Annotated in this window: 14 protein-coding genes and 1 tRNA gene; 9 read left to right on the top strand and 6 right to left on the bottom strand. The window is 40.4% G+C overall.

Going from position 1 to position 16,040, the window contains the following annotated elements:
• Window position 1: 1 nt before the first annotated feature.
• Window positions 2-1,756, bottom strand: coding sequence for a phenylalanine--tRNA ligase subunit beta (gene pheT, locus E4O04_RS10010; RefSeq protein WP_253695034.1), 1,755 nt, complete (start codon window positions 1,754-1,756; stop codon window positions 2-4).
• 148 nt (window positions 1,757-1,904) lie between these two features.
• Between pheT and E4O04_RS10005 the strand changes: the two genes are divergently transcribed.
• Window positions 1,905-2,630: an NADase-type glycan-binding domain-containing protein gene (locus tag E4O04_RS10005; protein ID WP_253707721.1), complete on the top strand. Its 726-nt coding sequence runs from the start codon at window positions 1,905-1,907 to the stop codon at window positions 2,628-2,630.
• 28 nt (window positions 2,631-2,658) lie between these two features.
• On the opposite strand, the gene E4O04_RS10000 is transcribed toward E4O04_RS10005, so the two are convergent.
• The 3 genes from E4O04_RS10000 to E4O04_RS09990 form a co-directional block, all read right to left on the bottom strand.
• Window positions 2,659-2,730, bottom strand: a tRNA-Gly gene (locus E4O04_RS10000).
• A gap of 103 nt (window positions 2,731-2,833) precedes the next feature.
• A complete protein-coding gene (locus E4O04_RS09995; protein WP_253687528.1) occupies window positions 2,834-3,910 on the bottom strand; it encodes a Gx transporter family protein in 1,077 nt (358 codons plus the stop codon).
• Window positions 3,892-4,434, bottom strand: a complete 543-nt coding sequence (locus E4O04_RS09990; RefSeq protein WP_253707719.1) for an FKBP-type peptidyl-prolyl cis-trans isomerase — start codon at window positions 4,432-4,434, stop codon at window positions 3,892-3,894. The genes E4O04_RS09995 and E4O04_RS09990 overlap by 19 nt, the downstream gene beginning before the upstream one ends.
• A gap of 134 nt (window positions 4,435-4,568) precedes the next feature.
• Between E4O04_RS09990 and E4O04_RS09985 the strand changes: the two genes are divergently transcribed.
• Genes E4O04_RS09985 through ruvB form a run of 8 tightly spaced genes read left to right on the top strand, consistent with a single transcriptional unit; the run spans window position 4,569 to window position 14,201 of the window.
• Window positions 4,569-4,982: a hypothetical protein gene (locus E4O04_RS09985; RefSeq protein ID WP_253687530.1), complete on the top strand. Its 414-nt coding sequence runs from the start codon at window positions 4,569-4,571 to the stop codon at window positions 4,980-4,982.
• A 3-nt stretch (window positions 4,983-4,985) separates the two neighbouring features.
• Window positions 4,986-5,339: a hypothetical protein gene (locus E4O04_RS09980; protein ID WP_253707717.1), complete on the top strand. Its 354-nt coding sequence runs from the start codon at window positions 4,986-4,988 to the stop codon at window positions 5,337-5,339.
• Window positions 5,340-5,366: 27 nt separating this feature from the next.
• Window positions 5,367-6,932, top strand: a complete 1,566-nt coding sequence (locus E4O04_RS09975; RefSeq protein WP_253707715.1) for a spiro-SPASM protein — start codon at window positions 5,367-5,369, stop codon at window positions 6,930-6,932.
• Window positions 6,907-7,860 carry a glycosyltransferase family A protein gene (locus tag E4O04_RS09970; RefSeq protein WP_253707713.1) on the top strand — a complete coding sequence of 318 codons (954 nt, stop codon included), beginning with the start codon at window positions 6,907-6,909 and terminating at the stop codon, window positions 7,858-7,860. The genes E4O04_RS09975 and E4O04_RS09970 overlap by 26 nt, the downstream gene beginning before the upstream one ends.
• The gene (locus E4O04_RS09965; protein WP_253687534.1) at window positions 7,857-10,475 is read left to right on the top strand and encodes a bifunctional glycosyltransferase/class I SAM-dependent methyltransferase; all 2,619 of its coding nucleotides are present in this window, start codon (window positions 7,857-7,859) and stop codon (window positions 10,473-10,475) included. Before E4O04_RS09970 ends, E4O04_RS09965 begins: the two co-directional genes overlap by 4 nt.
• Window positions 10,472-11,962: a glycerol kinase GlpK gene (gene glpK, locus E4O04_RS09960; RefSeq protein ID WP_253707711.1), complete on the top strand. Its 1,491-nt coding sequence runs from the start codon at window positions 10,472-10,474 to the stop codon at window positions 11,960-11,962. The genes E4O04_RS09965 and glpK overlap by 4 nt, the downstream gene beginning before the upstream one ends.
• 20 nt (window positions 11,963-11,982) lie before the next feature.
• Window positions 11,983-13,158 carry an iron-containing alcohol dehydrogenase gene (locus E4O04_RS09955; RefSeq protein WP_253687536.1) on the top strand — a complete coding sequence of 392 codons (1,176 nt, stop codon included), beginning with the start codon at window positions 11,983-11,985 and terminating at the stop codon, window positions 13,156-13,158.
• An 11-nt stretch (window positions 13,159-13,169) separates the two neighbouring features.
• Window positions 13,170-14,201 carry a Holliday junction branch migration DNA helicase RuvB gene (gene ruvB / locus E4O04_RS09950; protein WP_253687537.1) on the top strand — a complete coding sequence of 344 codons (1,032 nt, stop codon included), beginning with the start codon at window positions 13,170-13,172 and terminating at the stop codon, window positions 14,199-14,201.
• 64 nt (window positions 14,202-14,265) lie between these two features.
• On the opposite strand, the gene E4O04_RS09945 is transcribed toward ruvB, so the two are convergent.
• Window positions 14,266-15,282: a class I SAM-dependent methyltransferase gene (locus E4O04_RS09945; protein ID WP_253707709.1), complete on the bottom strand. Its 1,017-nt coding sequence runs from the start codon at window positions 15,280-15,282 to the stop codon at window positions 14,266-14,268.
• A gap of 1 nt (window position 15,283) precedes the next feature.
• Entirely contained in the window at window positions 15,284-15,916 is a 633-nt protein-coding gene (locus E4O04_RS09940) for a redox-sensing transcriptional repressor Rex (RefSeq protein ID WP_253687539.1), read from the bottom strand.
• Between the last annotated feature and the right edge of the window lie 124 nt (window positions 15,917-16,040).

Below are 16,040 nucleotides of genomic sequence, written 5' to 3'. Positions count from 1 at the left end.
TTTAGTTTTGAGTTTCCAAAATCTTTTCTATGTTTAATTCGCCTGCAAAGCAGGGAATGTTTATGTCCCAGTTTTCCAAGACTTGAGGATGAACCTCCCCGAATATTCCTATTTGTTCTCCCTTATAAAGAAGGCCTGCCTGCCTGCCCGAAATAAAGCGCGGGTCATCGGTTTCGCAAACCTTGTATTCTATTCCGAGGTAGTATAAGAGGTTAGCCGCCTCGCTTGCTGCCGTGTTAAAATTGGCGTTTTGCTCTGCCGTCAAAAAGCCTAAACTTTGGGCTGTACCTGTGCCTGTGGAGTGGGTATCGTCAAAAAAGGCAATTTTTCCCGTCTCAAAGATTTTATGAGGGTAGACCGCATTTGCCGAGCCCATCTCGGCGTTTAAAAGAGAGGGTAGAATAGAGGGGCGCACAAACTGATAGTTTTCGGACATTGGGTTTGAAATCTCGATGACCGAAGATTCGTCGATGCACATTCTTTCGATATAGTCCTTTTTTGATCCCAAATAGTTAAAAATCATTTCCTGATATCCCATGCCTATCATAAGGCCCTTTATTTTTCGGCTTAGCATGGTTGCAGGTAAAAGTCTTCCGATTGTAAATTCGTTGGGCGTTTCCGGAGTAAAGAAGTTCACTGTCTTACCCATCATCACGTCTTCGATTATGTCTACTTCATGTAAAAAGTCGTTGCGGTATGGAGAAGGTTTTAGCGTAATCTTATTGCCCGAAATTTCGGTTTCAGAGTCCATGCGTTTTAGGGCCTCGGCAATTTCTTCTGCCTTAAAGGAGGAACCTAAGAGCTTGTTGACGGCTTCTACTGTAGTTTGCGCATTTTCCTGAAAATAAAACGGGGTTGTGACGGTTTTTCCGTATCCGGTTTCATAAGGATGTTCTATTTTGACGGGAAGAATTGTGTATCCGCAGTCGGCAAAGTCGCAGGCGACTATATTTGCAGAAAGCAGGATGCTTGTCATGTCCGTACCTGTAAATTCTACAAAAAGATCGGCATCGCCTGCCTGGACGGCTCCTATCCTTGCACTGTTTATAACAGGCGGCATCGAAAGGACTTCTCCGTTTGCATCTTTTAAAAGGGGAAAGAGCTTTTTGTCTTCAAGCAAGGGAGCATACTCGATTCCCTTGGGATGTTCCTTTAGGATTTTTCGGCACGAAAGGGGCTTTTCCATGTCGAGCGGAGTGAACTCTTGTTTATCGGGATCTACAGCCGTATATTCTATCGGCCATTTTATAAGCTTTGAGCGATAAACTCCCATCGAAACGGTCTTTCGTTTTCTTCCGAAGTTGCGGCAAAGTTTTTCCTGTGTTTGAATTATGTCTGCAAGCATTAGCTCATCTATCGGCTTACCCGAAATTACAAAGCCCGCCGCAAAGGGACGGATTTCTTTAAGTTCGGGCGAAACCTTAACTACACGTTCGGCGGAGCTTTGAGTTTTTTCCTTTGACGAAAGAAAACTCTGATAGTTTTTTGTATTTGATTCGCCACCTGCATGAATGCGTAAAAGCCTTGTAAGGCCAGCAGTAGACCAAAGGTCGGGTCGGTTTGTGTCGTTTAATTCTATCTTAATAATCCTTTCCTTTTCGGGAAGCGAGGTATCGGGTTTTTCGTCAAGTTCTGCCTTGGCTGACGTTAAAATCTCTTCAAGTTTATCGTAATCGTGCTTTGCTTCGGGCTCTGTCCCGAGCTTTGCTCCCAGCATCTTAAAAAAAAGGCTTTCATTTACTTCAATCTTAGGCATTCTATCCTCCGCAGCTAAAAAAACTGGGAAGAATTATATCATAAATTGCGCCTTTGTGCTATAAGTGTAGAACAAAAACTTAAACAGAAGATGAAGGATTGGCAAAACTGCTTATTTGACAATAATACGAGTATCGGAGGCTATTTTAATGAAAAAAATTATTCTTATTTTGATAATTTTGTTTGAAGTTTTCAGCTTATACTCTCAAGAAGAAACGGAAGAAGAAATTGCAAGTATATTTGAATCATCCACTTCCGAGTATACGGATGAAATTTCGAAAACGGCAAATGAATTTTTCGGTACTGACGCAGGTATAAAAGGTCAAAGCGGAAAATGGCTTTCAGGAAGAAGTTCTGTCTTGATCGAAAAAGGTTTCTCTGAAAATACCTATGAAATCGATAAAATTTCAGATTCCGATTTATCGACGGCATGGGTGGAAGGTGCTAAAGGAGCCGGAAAGGAAGAATATGTGACTTCAACATGCTTTATCGATTATTCTTCAAACGAAAATACCGAAAAAAAGGTGAGGGTGGAGCTCAGGCTGAATAACTGTTTTTGTAAAAACAATCAAACATTTAAAAAGAATAACAGGGTAAAAGAACTTAAAATAGCAATATATGAAGTTCCTGTTGCTGCAACTCAGTTTTTTTATTGTGTGGATGGAACCCCTGTAATTTTACATGAGGGAAAAGTCAACCTTTCAGATATAATGACCGAGCAAGTTTTTTCGTTTGATCTCGTTTTAAAGGGAAAACACGAGTATATTTTACCTCTTATTTTGGCAAAGTGCACTATAAAAGATGTTTACAAAGGAATCGACTACGATGATACATGTATTTCTGAGTTAAAGATTTCAGCTAAGTTTATAGAATAGGTTTGATTTAAACTATTTTTACAAAATAAGCGGATGATGGGAGTCGAACCCACGTCTCCAGCTTGGAAGGCTGGGGTAATAGCCGTTATACGACATCCGCAAGACTTTGGTATTATATAGATTTTTAAAATTTATGTCAATACTTTTTTTAAAAAAAACATAAAAATTGCAGGTGAATAACTATATCGGTTGCTTGGGTTATTTTAAAGTCTGTTTATACTCAAAAGAACCGAATCTATTGTGGGGATTATCATTTTGGGCTTGATTTCGTGTTTTACAGATAATAGTTTGTAAAAGACCTCGAATGCTTCTTGGATAGATTTTCCTATCCTGCTTTTAAAATTCATCCTTGCTTTAAGCATCCATTTCGATATGTATATCATTCCCGTCAAAACAATGGCTTTTTCAAATCCTCGTAACAGGGCTTGATGGGTTACATCAATACTGCCTATGCTGAAAATTATCTTTCCCATGGGAGGAAAAAGGTTGAAAACGGTAATGGCCGTAAACATAAAGATTAAATTTAAAAAATTAAGTTTTTGTTTGTCGGCTGCACAAAGAATCAGGGCTGCACCCATGACAATAGCTTGTACCGGCAGAAAAGGCACAAATAGCAAGATTAAAAAAAGGCTTATGCCTGAACCTATCCTAAGATATCTATCTCTTAAAGCTCTGCTTTTTGTTTGTTCAGATTCTTCTTTAATCTTATACTTTCTGACCGCTTGAGAATTATCAGAAACAAAATCAAATCTTTCGGCTTTTACTTTTTGATACCAGACGGATTGTACTTCAAATTCGGCGGCAAACCAGCCTAAAGCAATTGCCGTTATGGCCCCCAGAGAAAATACGGGCGGAATTATATAAACAGCCGATTTTCCGAACATGAGTAGGACTGCTAAAAGAAATTGCAGGCTGTTTGAAACAAAGGCTCCTGCCAAGCTGATTCCTATAAATGAGACGGCTTTCCGCGGAATTTTTCTCATAGAATACATTAAAAGTCCTGAAGAAAAGGTTCCGATTGCAGAAAAAAGAAGAATGTACGAAAAAAGAGTTCCCGAAATTAGGGCTTGGCCTAAAACCTTTATAAGCAAAAGAAGCATAAAGGCCGGAAAAGAGAAGATATCTATACCTAAAAGAAGGGGCAGATTTGCCAAGCCGATTCTAAAAAAAGGAACCGGCTTGGGTATCATTATTTCTATTGCCGAAAGAAAAAAACAAAATCCTCCGAACAAGGGAATAAGGTAATCTGCCTTTTTCGTTTTTAATGGCAACCTGAGCATCCGCAGCCGCAAGCGTCTTCGTCATATTCATGACCGCATCCGCAGCCGCATCCTCCGGACATTTGCTGAATCAAAGCTTGCAGCTCTTCTTCGGTAGTCTTTTTTACCGATAGGACTTTTACGTCAAAGTGAAGGGTTTCTCCCGCCAGCGGATGATTTGCATCTATAGTAATCTTATCACCGTCTATTTTTGTGATTCTTACAATCCGGGTGTGATGACCTTCGCCTGCTTCAAATTCAAGTCCTACTTCCAACTCTGCACCTTCAGGGAACTGAGAGCGGTTTGTTTCGACTATCAGATCGTCAAAGGCTTCTCCGTAGGCTTCTTCAGGAGGAACAACTTGTTTAAACTCGGCTCCTTCTTCTTTGCCTTCAAGGGCTTTTTCCAAGCCGGAAATAATCATATTATATCCGTGGATGTACTCCAACGGACCCATTACATCGGACGAATCAAGAACTTCGCCGTTAGCATCTTTCAGTGTGTATTCCAAACTGACTGTTGTATCTTTTTCTATTTTCATCATAAAGATAATACATGTTTTATAAACAAAAATCAAGACTAATGTCACCTCTTGATTTTTTATATAAAATGGCTTAAACTTAATCTAATGCAGTTATTGCAGTTTTCAAAAATAATCTAACTGTACCGGAGGACAAAATGTTACCTTTTTATTTTCTTTCAATCACAACAAATTTGATTATGGGGCTTATTCTCGTATTTTTTGACAAGACTGTCAGAGGTGATGAGCCTGCCGACCGCGAAAATAAATATCCCGTTTTAAGGGATTCAACCTTTTTGCTTTTGCTTACAATATTTTCCGGTTTTACGGCAATTTCAAAGATGCTCAGTCCTGTCGGAACCAATATAGTAATATTGGGAGATTTTTTACCTGTTGTTTCAGGCCTTGCAGGTGCAATAGTATTTTTGGGAAGATATTTGGAGTCTAACGAAAACGTTACATCATTACCCGACTTTTTCGGCATAATAAAAAATTATGACGAAATAATCGGCTATGTATGTTTAGTTTCTTCGGCCTTGCATCTTTTATTTTCAAAGGCTATCTTTCTTTAATCTATGAAGCGGTTTGCAGTTCTTCTTTTTCTTTTTACAAGTTTTTTGTCTTGCTCAAGGGAGGATCCTTTACAAAGTTTGAATTTGCCGCCTGATTCGGCTATGAATGACGCAAACCGCTTTGCCCTAATAATCGAAACCTATGTTTCGCTTTTAGATAAGCCGGGAGATGACGGAATAACCATCTCTCATGCCCGAAAGCTTGATGTTTTCCCTGTTGAGGGACTTGAAATCGTAAAAGAAGATGAGGAACAGATTCTTTGGGTAAACTTGGGAAAGGGCTGGATTCAAAGATCAAGTGTTCAGCTTTATTCTTCCAAAGAAAAAGTATTGACTGCAGCTAAAAAATTAAAATAAAGGCCTTTTTTTGCCGATATAGGAGCTATGAAGTCTTTTGCTGTTTTATCCGCCTATGATATTTCGGAGTATTCGTTTAAAAAACTCGAAAACGGTATAATCCCCTTTGAAGCCTCTTTCCGTGCGGCTGCCGCCTTTCCCGATTGTAAAAAAATCATTGTTTTAACCTCCGCTTCATGCGAAGAGCCTATTATTTCTATTTTAAAAAATATAAAATCGGAAGAGCTAGGAATAGAGTGGAAGGTTAAGGTCTTGGAAAAAATAAGTCCTCAAGCTGTTTTTGAAGAGGCCGCAAAAGAAGCCGAATCATCCGGTTTTGAAAATGTCTTTTTTATGCATGGGGATGAACCCCTTATCGATTTAAATGCAGCTGAAAAACTTTTTAACCGGCATTTGGAATACAGGGCCGAGTACAGCTTTGCCGACGGATACCCGGAAGGTCTTATCCCTGAAATTCTCGCCTCGGGGCTTTGTCCTATTCTTGCAAAACTTTCCGAAAACGAAACTTCCTTTGAGCGTTCTTTTATTTTCGATACGATAAAAAAAGAAATAAACAGCTATGATATTGAAACCATGATAGCTCCTTTCGATTTACGGCATCTGCGTCTCCGCTTTGCCGCCGACTCAAAACGCAATGCTCTTTTATGCAGCCGTTTTGCAGGTATAAATGCCGAAAACTATGCAGAACTGATAGACGAAAAAAAAGAAGAGCTTTTTACCCTTCCTGCATATTATAGTATCGAGATAAATTCTTCTTATCCTCTTAATTCGATATATAAGCCCAACGAGGTGTTAGGACTTGAAGAAAAAAAAGAAATGGATAAGACGGTTCTTTTTTCTCTTGTCGAAAAAATTGCAGAATATTCCGATGATGCCGTAATTTCTCTTTCGGTTTTCGCTGAACCCTCAATGTACAGTGACACTCTTTCGGTAATCGAAAAAATCTTATCTTTTCCTAAGTTATCCGTTTTGATTGAAACTTGCGGCTTATATTGGCCTTCATCATTTATAGACCGTCTCGAAAAAATTATTGAGGCCTCTCCAAAAAGAAAAAATAAAATGCTTCCCGTCTATTGGATTGTATCTATTGATGCGGTAAGTTCAGGGATGTATGCTAAGGTGCACGGCCTTTCCGAAGATGAGGCAAACATAAAACTAAAACAAGCTCTTACCTTTACCGACGGTTTAAAAAAAGTTTTCCCCGATGCCGTATGGGCTCAAATTATGCGTATGAAAGAAAACGAGATAGAGGTTGAACCCTTTTACCGTTTTTGGAAAAATTTGGGTGTTAATGTAATTATTCAAAAATACGATACCTTCTGTAAATTGCTTGAAGATAGGAGGGTCGCAGATTTATCTCCTTTTAATCGCCATCCTTGTTGGCATTTAAAAAGAGATATGTATATTTTAACAGACGGCTCGGTACCTCTTTGTAAAGAAGATATTAAAAGGAATAATATTTTAGGAAATGCTTTTTCGGATAGTTTAGATTCAATCCGTAAAAAAGCATTCGAGGTATATAAAAAGCATTTGGAATGCAGATACGGAGATTTATGTGGATCCTGCGATGAATACTATACCTACAATTTTTAACGAACGAAAAATTCCTTATACGGTTTTAGGAAAAAGCTCAGGCGATTTTAAAACCCCTGTTTCCGTTTTGGTATTAAACAGAGGAGCCCGATATTATCTTTCTTCTCTTTTTCAAAACCTGATAGATTTAGGTTTTACCTCCATAGTTTTTGTAGACAGCTCCCGCCGAGGGTTTGAGCTTGAGTCCTTGTCCTCTCAATTCCCTGAGGTAAAATTTTTAGTTCCTCTTGAAGAGGTTACAGCAGGGGACATGATTAACTTGGGTATTTCGGAAGTCTCTTCGGATTATGTTATGGTCTTATGGAGTGATATGGCCTTATCCTCTTCGGCCCTTCCTGCAAGTTTGATAGATACCCTTACTCAATCGGACGTAATCTGTGTCGCTCCCGTTTTAATCGATGAAAAAAATGCTCTCATTCCGGTACAAATTGTTCCCTCTCTTACTCACAGGGATTTTTCGACGGAGCAATTTTTATGCAGAAAAGATTTAACCCATACAATCTATATGTATGATTTTGCAGGTATTTATAATAGAGAAAAATTTATCGAAATAGGAGGCTTTGATTATACTATAGAGAATCCTTATTGGCAAAATTTGGATTTCGGGTTTAGAACCCATCTATGGGGTATGGAGATTCTGATTTCAAATTTATATAAAATGAAATATGCCGGAGCTCCCCCTCTTGAAGATATTTCTGCAGATAATTCTTATATAAATTTTTATTTAAAAAATTTGGCCCCTCTTGTAGGTAAAAAAGGAGGGAGCCTGCCTTGGTATTTATTTTTTTCGTATGCGGTAAGATCCGGTTTAAATCCTTTTAAGGCCTATAAATATTTTAAGGCGGTACAAGATTGGGTGCATATAAATAAATACCGTTTTTTAAAATCACCTCAAGACTTAATTTGTAAATGGGAGCCCAGCATATGATTGGTTTATATGAAGGAACGGCCGTAATTGTTCAAGCCCGCTTGAGTTCCAAGCGCTTGGTTAGGAAGGCTTTGTTGGACTTGGGTGACAGGCCTATCTTGTACAGAGTTTTGGATTCGGTTAGAGAATTGCCTGCCGAACATTTTATTTTAGCCTGCGATACCAATTCAAAAAAAGAATTTCAACCGATAGCCGAATCCTTAGGTTATCTTTGTATTGAGGGTCCTGAAGAAGATGTGTTAAAGCGTTTTTGTGATGCCGTTGGGTTTATTAATTCCACTTTTCCGAATAAACCTTTAAAAGCTATTATTAGGGTTACGGCCGATAATCCGTTTCTCTTTGTTCAAGCTGCAGAAGCTTCAATCCGCCGTTATTTTGAATTGGGGGAGCCTGACTATTTTACTTACACAGGCCTTCCGCACGGCTCCGGAATAGAAATTATCAAAGCCGATTCTCTTTTAAAAGCCGCTTCCGAAACCGATGATGAATATGCTCATGAGCATGTGTCTCCTGCAATTTACGGTCATTCCGATAAGTATAGATGTGTTAGAGAGACGACTCCGCCTGCGTGGTATTATCCCGATCTGCGTACTACCGTTGATACCGCCGAAGACTATGAAAAGGCAAAAGAAATTTATAAGTATTTAATTTCAAATAAAAAAAAGTCTCCGTTTATGCCTGCCGATATAGTTGAGGCTGTAAGTTATGCCGATAGATTGGTGGTCTTTTGTCCTTCGGTTACTCCGGGCCGCGGAAGTGGTCACCTGCACAGGGTATGTGATTTGACTAGATCTCTTTTGGGAAAATTAAGATGTTTGATCTATATACCCGAGTCGGATTATCCTAATTTTTCAAAATCTCTTTTAAATTCAATTCCTTCCGATATAATCGTAAATGAGTTTCCAAAAAAAGCAGCCATGATAGTCTTGGACAGGTTTAGAACTTCTGAAGATGAGATGGCTTTTTTTAAGAATAAAGGGCATGTTATAGCAATTGACGACGGCGGCACCGGACGAGGATTTGCAGATTTTATTTTGGATATATTGCCTTCACTTAAAAATGTAAGCTCTTCTGAAGATGCTTCTATCTCCGACCGGATTCCTAATCTTTTTTCGCCTGAGTTAATATCCCTTCCGGTAAATAGGAGAAAGCAGCTTTCAACCAACAAATTTATTAAAAATAAAAAGATACACTTGACTCCTAAAAAAACAAGGGTTCTTGTAGTTTGCGGCGGTGAAAATTCTTATAGGATGACCCTCCCTATTGCGCAAATTCTAGCTTCTTTAAAATTTGATGTTTCTGCAATAGATATAAATTTGAGCTTTGAAGATATAAAACAATGTGAAGGAAAAATTAAAGTTTTTTCAGGAATTGATAATTTAAAAGAGAGGCTTCATGAATGGGATTTGGTTGTAACTCATTACGGGTTTACGGCTTTTGAAGCCTTGGCCGCAGGCTGTTATGTGATTTTGGCTTCTCCTACCGATTATCATTATAAGTTAGGTTTAGCGGCCGGTTTTACATCTCTTCCTCCTGGAATCCCTTCCGTTATAGACTTTGCTAATCTTTTTTCCCATGGAATTAAGATACCTAATATTATTACTCCGTATTCCGAATCCAAGGAGTTACCTTCGCTTATAAAAAATTTATCCTTCGGTTCAAAACACCTGTGTCCCATATGCGGGGAAGAAAGTACCTCCGAAGTTGCAGCCAGAACTCCGGATCGAACTATGGCTCATTGTCTGCGATGCGGTATGTATCATATTTCTTTTATAGTAAGTCCTCCAAAGCAATATACCAAAACTTATTTTTTTGATGAGTATAAGGCTCAATACGGCAAGACTTATTTAGAGGACTTTGAATCTATAAGAAAACAGGGAATGCGGCGGATGGAAATTATCGATAAACTCTATATCGATATTTTTTACCGCAAAAGAGAATACAGTATTTTTGACGGCGAAAAGAAAATATTGGATATAGGCTGTGCCTACGGTCCCTTTGTTCTTGCTGCAAAGTATTCGGGCTGGTACGCAGTGGGAACCGATATTTCGGAAGCGGCAGTAAAATATGTAACCGATGAGCTAAAACTTCCGGCCTTTGTTTCGGCCTTTCCTTCATTGCCTCCATCTTATGAGTACATCTACCAAAAGCAAATGACGGGAAGCGGATTTGAATCGGTTTTAACTCCTATCAAAGACGACGGTTTTGCAGCCGTTACTATGTGGTTTGTCATCGAACATTTTCAAGACTTGGATTCCGTTTTAAAAAAAGTAAACGACCTGTTAATGCCGGGCGGAATCTTTGCTTTTTCTACTCCAAACCTTTCCGGTGTTACCGGAACCTTTTTGCCTTATAAATTTTTTGCAGAAAGTCCTACAGACCACTATTCCATTTGGGATGCTAAAACGGTTAGAGATCAGCTTGGTATGTACGGCTTTAAGGTTTTAAAAATCGTTTCTATAGGGCACCATCCTGAGAGATTTAAATGGTGTAAAAATCTTAAAAAGAACGGAATACTTTGGAAAATTGTTTTGTCTATAAGCAAGATGTTTAGACTTGGAGATAGTATGGAAGTGTATGCAATGAAACAGGGAAGATTGGAGGATCTAAGATGAAAAAATATGTATTAGCTTTTGATCAGGGGACTACCAGCTGCAGGGCAATCTTGTTCGATAAAAGCGGAAAAAAACTTGCAACGGCTCAGCAGGAGTTTTCTCAAATTTTTCCTAAGCAGGGCTGGGTCGAGCATGATGCCATGGAAATATGGGGAAAGCAAAGCGGTGTAGCCCGCGAGGTTTTGGAAAGAAGCGGAGTTTCCACCCAAGAGATTGCCGCAATCGGCATTACCAATCAGCGAGAAACAACCGTTGTCTGGAATAAAAACACGGGCCGCCCCGTTTACAACGCCATAGTTTGGCAATGCCGAAGAACAGCCGATATCTGCGATGCCCTTAAAGAAAAAGGCCTTTCCGATTCCATCAGAAAAAAAACCGGCTTGATAATAGATGCTTATTTTTCGGGAACCAAGATAAATTGGATCTTAGACAATGTGCCTGAGGCAAGGTCTATGGCCGAAAAAGGCGAGCTCCTTTTCGGGAACATCGACACCTGGCTTATCTGGAATTTGACTCGAGGCAAGGTGCATGTAACCGATTACACAAACGCTTCCCGCACAATGCTTTTTAATATTCACACCTTGCAATGGGATGAAGAACTTTTAAAGGCTATTGATATTCCTAAAGCCATGCTGCCTGAGGTTAAGCCTTCAAGTTATGTTTACGGATATACCGATGAACACACCTTCGGCGGAGCTAAGATTCCTATTGCGGGAGCTGCGGGGGATCAGCAGGCCGCTCTTTTCGGCCAAGCCTGTTTTGAAGAAGGCTCTGCAAAGAACACCTACGGTACGGGCTGCTTTATGCTCATGAATACGGGAGAAAAAATTATCGAATCTGAAAACGGGCTTCTTACGACTATTGCATTCGGCATAGATAATAGTGTAAAATATGCTTTGGAGGGAAGCAGCTTTATAGCGGGGGCTGCAGTCCAGTGGCTGCGGGATGAGTTAAAGCTTATCTATAATGCACACGAAACGGAATACTATGCAGGGCTTGTAGACGATACGAACGGGGTCTACTTTGTTCCGGCCTTTTCGGGCCTTGGTGCACCCTATTGGGATATGTATGCAAGAGGAGCCCTCTTGGGCTTGACAAGGGGAGCAAAAAGAGAGCATATTGTCCGTGCGGTCTTGGAAGCCATAGCCTATCAAACAAAGGATGTCCTTTATGCTATGGAAAGGGATTCCAAGATAAATTTAAAGTCGCTCAAGGTTGACGGCGGGGCCTGCGCAAATAATTTTTTAATGCAGTTCCAGTCGGATATCTTAAACGTTCCTGTGTTGCGCCCCTTCGAAAAAGAAACGACGGCCTTGGGTGCTGCCTATCTTGCAGGCCTTGCAGTCGGCTTTTGGAAGGAGCAGGGCGAGATAAAACGGATACAGGATATCGAAAGGGAATTTAAGCCGGACATGGAAGAAGCAAAAAGAAGCTCTCTCTATGCCGGATGGAAAAAAGCGGTAGAACGCTCAATGAACTGGGCATAAAGTTTTTATGGAGGTAGAGTATGTATAATTTTGAATTTGAAGTACCGGTTAAAATTTTATTCGGTAAGGGCAGTATCGAGAACTTAACGTCTGAGATTCTTAAATACGGAAAAAGGGTTCTCCTTTGTTACGGTGGAGGCAGTATCAAAAAAATTGGGCTTTATGACACAATCGTAAAAAAACTTGATGAAGCCGGAATTTTTTATAAGGAACTTTCAGGTATTTCTCCGAATCCCCGTATTGAAGAAGTTGAGGAGGGCATAAAAATAGTCCGCGAGCATAAGCTGGATTTTATCCTGCCTGTCGGAGGGGGAAGCACCATCGACTGCTCAAAGGCTGTTTCTGCGGGCGTAAACTATGAAGGAAGTGCATGGGATCTGATTACGGGCAAGGCCGAAATTAAAAACGTGCTCCCTATAGGAACAGTCCTTACCCTTTCTGCGACCGGTTCCGAGATGAACGGAGGAGCAGTTATTTCAAACCTTAAAACCAAGGAAAAGCTCGGCTTCGGAGCTCCGTCTCTTCTTCCTAAATTTTCGGTTCTTGATCCCGAATACACCTATTCCGTTCCTAAAAATCAGACAGCCGCAGGTACGGCCGATATTATGAGCCACACCTTCGAGTGTTATTTCACTCTAAATGACGGCGCCTATCTTCAAGACAGGTTTGCAGAGAGCATCTTAAAAACCTGTATAGAGTACGGCCCTTTGGCTATTGAAAATCCCGAAAACTACGAAGCCCGCTCAAACCTTATGTGGGCAGGCACTTGGGCTATAAACGGCCTTTTAAGTGACGGCAAAAAAACGGCTTGGTCGGTTCACCCTATGGAGCACGAGCTGAGCGCCTTTTACGACATCACTCACGGAGTGGGCTTGGCTATCTTGACCCCTCATTGGCTGCGCCGGTGCTTAAACGATAAAACCGTAAAAAAGATAGCCGATTACGGCATAAATGTTTGGGGTCTTCCTAAGGGAGGTGAAGTTTATAAAACGGCCGAAAAAGCAATCGAGTGTACTTCAGACTTTTTTAAATCTCTCGGCATTCCGATGACCTTAAAAGAAGTGGGAATCGGCGAAGAGCATTTAAAAGAAATGGCGGAAGCTGCCGTTGCTCACCGAGGCAAAAACGGAGTTATCTACGGCTTTCAAGAACTTAGAGCCGAAGATGTTTATGCAATCTTTAAGGCCGCGCTTTAAACGATAAAATTATGAGCGATGATTTTGAGGTAGTGCGCCCGGAAGAGCAGGCCGGGGACGAAAAGGATAGGGCTCTTCGTCCCCGCTCTCTTGTTGACTTTCAGGGGCAGACAAAGGCAAAAGAAAATTTATCCGTCTTTATAAAGGCTGCCCGCGAAAGGGGCGAGAGCTTAGATCATCTTTTTTTGATAGGCCCGCCGGGCTTGGGAAAAACAACCCTTGCCCAAATTACGGCCAACGAGCTCGGTGTAGACTTTAAAGTTACGGGAGCTCCTGCCCTCGATAAGCCCAAGGATTTGGCAGGTATTCTTACCACTCTGACCGAACGCTCCGTCTTTTTTATAGACGAGATTCACCGTCTAAAACCTGCTATCGAAGAGATGCTTTATATCGCAATGGAAGATTATGAACTCGACTGGATAATAGGGCAGGGGCCGGGAGCAAGAACGGTGCGCATTCCGATTCCGCCTTTTACCCTTGTCGGGGCTACCACGCGGGCAGGGATGGTTTCAAGCCCCCTCATAAGCCGCTTCGGAATTGTGCAGCGCTTTGAGTTTTACAGCCATGAAGAGCTAGCTTCGATTATAAGCCGTTCCGCTTATATCCTCGAAATCAAGATAGAAAAAAAAGCCGCCCTTGCCTTGGCCCGCTGTTCACGCGGAACTCCGCGTGTGGCAAACCGTTTGTTGCGGCGCATGAGAGACTTTGCCCAAGTTGCAGGCAAGAGTGCGATTGACGAGATGACAGTCGCCGCAGGCTTAAAGCAGCTTAACATCGACAGCCTCGGTCTTGAAACCTATGACAGGCAGATACTCCGCTCCATTATCGAAAACTACTCGGGCGGCCCCGTCGGAGCCGAAACCCTTGCAATCTCGATAGGAGAATCTCAGGACACTCTGGAAGATTATTACGAACCTTATCTTATCCAGTCCGGCCTTCTCCGGCGCACTCCGCGCGGCCGTATGGTTACGCTTAAAGCCTATGACCATCTGGGGTTAAATCCGCCTAGACTTGGAGATGGGCAAGACGGTCTCTTTGATTAGTGGGGAAACCTGTCTTTTCGATTAGTATAGAGCCCCGGTCTCTTTGATTAGTGGAGAGATCTGCCTATTTGTCTTCTTCTATCATCCACATCTTGTGTATTTTTTGATTTCTAAAGTCTTCGGGGATTGAGGTCTTTGTTATGTCCCTTACCCTTATCTTTTTTGGGGAAGAATTAATCAGTTCCGCTTCATCGAATTTTATTTTTTGAGAATTGGTCGAAAAATAAAATCTTCCGTTTTTTGAAAGTACGTCGAGGCATAAAAGGCATAGTTTAAGCCAATCCTTATTTACATCGAAGACATCCGCACTTTTTGAATTTGAAAAGGTCGGAGGGTCGCAGATAATTAAGTCCCATTCTTTTTTTTCTTCGATTGCTTTTTCCAAAAATCGGATTACATCGCTTTTTATAAGCCGAGTTTTTTCTTCATCAAAGAGCTTATTTAGTTTTAAGTTTTCCTTTGCCCAATTTAAGTAGGTGTTGGATAGATCTACCGAATCTACTGAAGCAGCGCCGCCCTTTGCCGCATGAACCGAAAAACTTCCTGTGTATGAAAAGAGGTTTAAAACTTTTTTATTTTTTGCTTCTTTAAAAATCATGGAACGGGCAGGGCGGTGATCCAAAAAAAGACCGGAATCCAAATAGTCTTCTACATTTATGTAGAATAAACATTCTCCTTCTTTTACACTCATAAGATTTTTACTTGAGTTAACTTTTTCGTATTGATTTTTTCCCTTTTGCTTTTCCCTCAATTTTGTAAAAATTCTTTCTTTAGGAATAGAAAAAACTGAGGATGCCGCTTCTTCAATTTCTAAAAGCCATTCCTTTTCTTCTTCTTGGGATTTTTCGTAGGGCCGCTTGTAAAGATAAATCAGTAAAAAAGCTTTTTTTTCGGCAGAACTGTTTATTATGCAGTTTTCTTCGGCAAAGTAGATGTCTACTGCAAGAGGAATTTCAGGAATATCTTTGTCATACAGTCTGTATGCAAAAACACCTTCTCTTCTTGCCCATTTTGATAAATGCTTAAATCTCTTTTGCAGTCGGTTTTTAAAAAGTTCCGCCTGATATTTATTTTTTTGCATTTTATTTTTTGCCGCTCATCATAACACCGAGCATTGCATAACCGGAACTTAAATCTTCTTTTTGGACTATAACCCCGGCGGGTACATTGATTTTGATGTTTGTAAAATTCCAAATTGCCTTGATACCGGCTTTTACAAGAGCATTTGCGGCTTCTTGGGCATATTTTGAAGGAACAGTCAAAACAGCGATTTCGGGTTTATATTCTTTAACTTTTTTTTCCAATTCATCCATTCCAAATATGGGAAGTCCATGAATTTCTTTTCCTATTTTTCTTTTGTCGGAATCAAAGGCTGCGCAAATTTCAAGGCCGTGTTCTTTAAAATCTTGGTAGCCTGAAAGAGCCGTGCCTAAACTTCCTGCCCCTATTACAAAGGCTTTTTTTTCTTTATTCCATCCTAAAAATTTTTCGATAGCCGTTATTAGAAGTTTAACGGGATAACCTTTTTTCGGTTTACCTACAATTCCGGTAATTGTCAAGTCCTTTCTTACCTGAATAGGCTCAAGTTCCAATTCTTCGGCAATGACTGTTCCAGATATGTATTCCAGCTTATCAGCCTCAGCTTTTTTTATAAGTTGAAGATAAGAAGGCAGTCTCCGCACAGATGGAGCCGCCGGTACTTTTTGTTTTGTCATAGCATCCTTCTTAAAATAAAAGTATTTATACTATGATATTACATTCAAATCCTTGTCAATGTCAAGATTGTTATGTTTTAGGATATTGACCTTTACAGAAATAATTGATTATAATACGTTCACG

The sequence above is a fragment of the Treponema sp. OMZ 799 genome (assembly GCF_024181365.1).
Lineage (GTDB): Bacteria > Spirochaetota > Spirochaetia > Treponematales > Treponemataceae > Treponema_B.
This window is presented reverse-complemented; position numbering and strand designations above follow the sequence as displayed.

What these genes read in the sequence shown, in the direction of transcription:
- E4O04_RS09975 (WP_253707715.1), top strand. Translation starts at nt 5,367, where the DNA reads ATGAAGTCTTTTGCTGTTTTATCCGCCTATGATATTTCGGAGTATTCG.
- E4O04_RS09965 (WP_253687534.1), top strand. Translation starts at nt 7,857, where the DNA reads ATGATTGGTTTATATGAAGGAACGGCCGTAATTGTTCAAGCCCGCTTG.
- E4O04_RS09945 (WP_253707709.1), bottom strand. Translation starts at nt 15,282, where the DNA reads ATGCAAAAAAATAAATATCAGGCGGAACTTTTTAAAAACCGACTGCAA.
- glpK (WP_253707711.1), top strand. Translation starts at nt 10,472, where the DNA reads ATGAAAAAATATGTATTAGCTTTTGATCAGGGGACTACCAGCTGCAGG.
- ruvB (WP_253687537.1), top strand. Translation starts at nt 13,170, where the DNA reads ATGAGCGATGATTTTGAGGTAGTGCGCCCGGAAGAGCAGGCCGGGGAC.
- E4O04_RS09980 (WP_253707717.1), top strand. Translation starts at nt 4,986, where the DNA reads ATGAAGCGGTTTGCAGTTCTTCTTTTTCTTTTTACAAGTTTTTTGTCT.
- E4O04_RS09955 (WP_253687536.1), top strand. Translation starts at nt 11,983, where the DNA reads ATGTATAATTTTGAATTTGAAGTACCGGTTAAAATTTTATTCGGTAAG.
- E4O04_RS09990 (WP_253707719.1), bottom strand. Translation starts at nt 4,434, where the DNA reads ATGATGAAAATAGAAAAAGATACAACAGTCAGTTTGGAATACACACTG.
- E4O04_RS09995 (WP_253687528.1), bottom strand. Translation starts at nt 3,910, where the DNA reads ATGCTCAGGTTGCCATTAAAAACGAAAAAGGCAGATTACCTTATTCCC.
- E4O04_RS09940 (WP_253687539.1), bottom strand. Translation starts at nt 15,916, where the DNA reads ATGACAAAACAAAAAGTACCGGCGGCTCCATCTGTGCGGAGACTGCCT.
- E4O04_RS09970 (WP_253707713.1), top strand. Translation starts at nt 6,907, where the DNA reads ATGAATACTATACCTACAATTTTTAACGAACGAAAAATTCCTTATACG.
- E4O04_RS10005 (WP_253707721.1), top strand. Translation starts at nt 1,905, where the DNA reads ATGAAAAAAATTATTCTTATTTTGATAATTTTGTTTGAAGTTTTCAGC.
- E4O04_RS09985 (WP_253687530.1), top strand. Translation starts at nt 4,569, where the DNA reads ATGTTACCTTTTTATTTTCTTTCAATCACAACAAATTTGATTATGGGG.
- pheT (WP_253695034.1), bottom strand. Translation starts at nt 1,756, where the DNA reads ATGCCTAAGATTGAAGTAAATGAAAGCCTTTTTTTTAAGATGCTGGGA.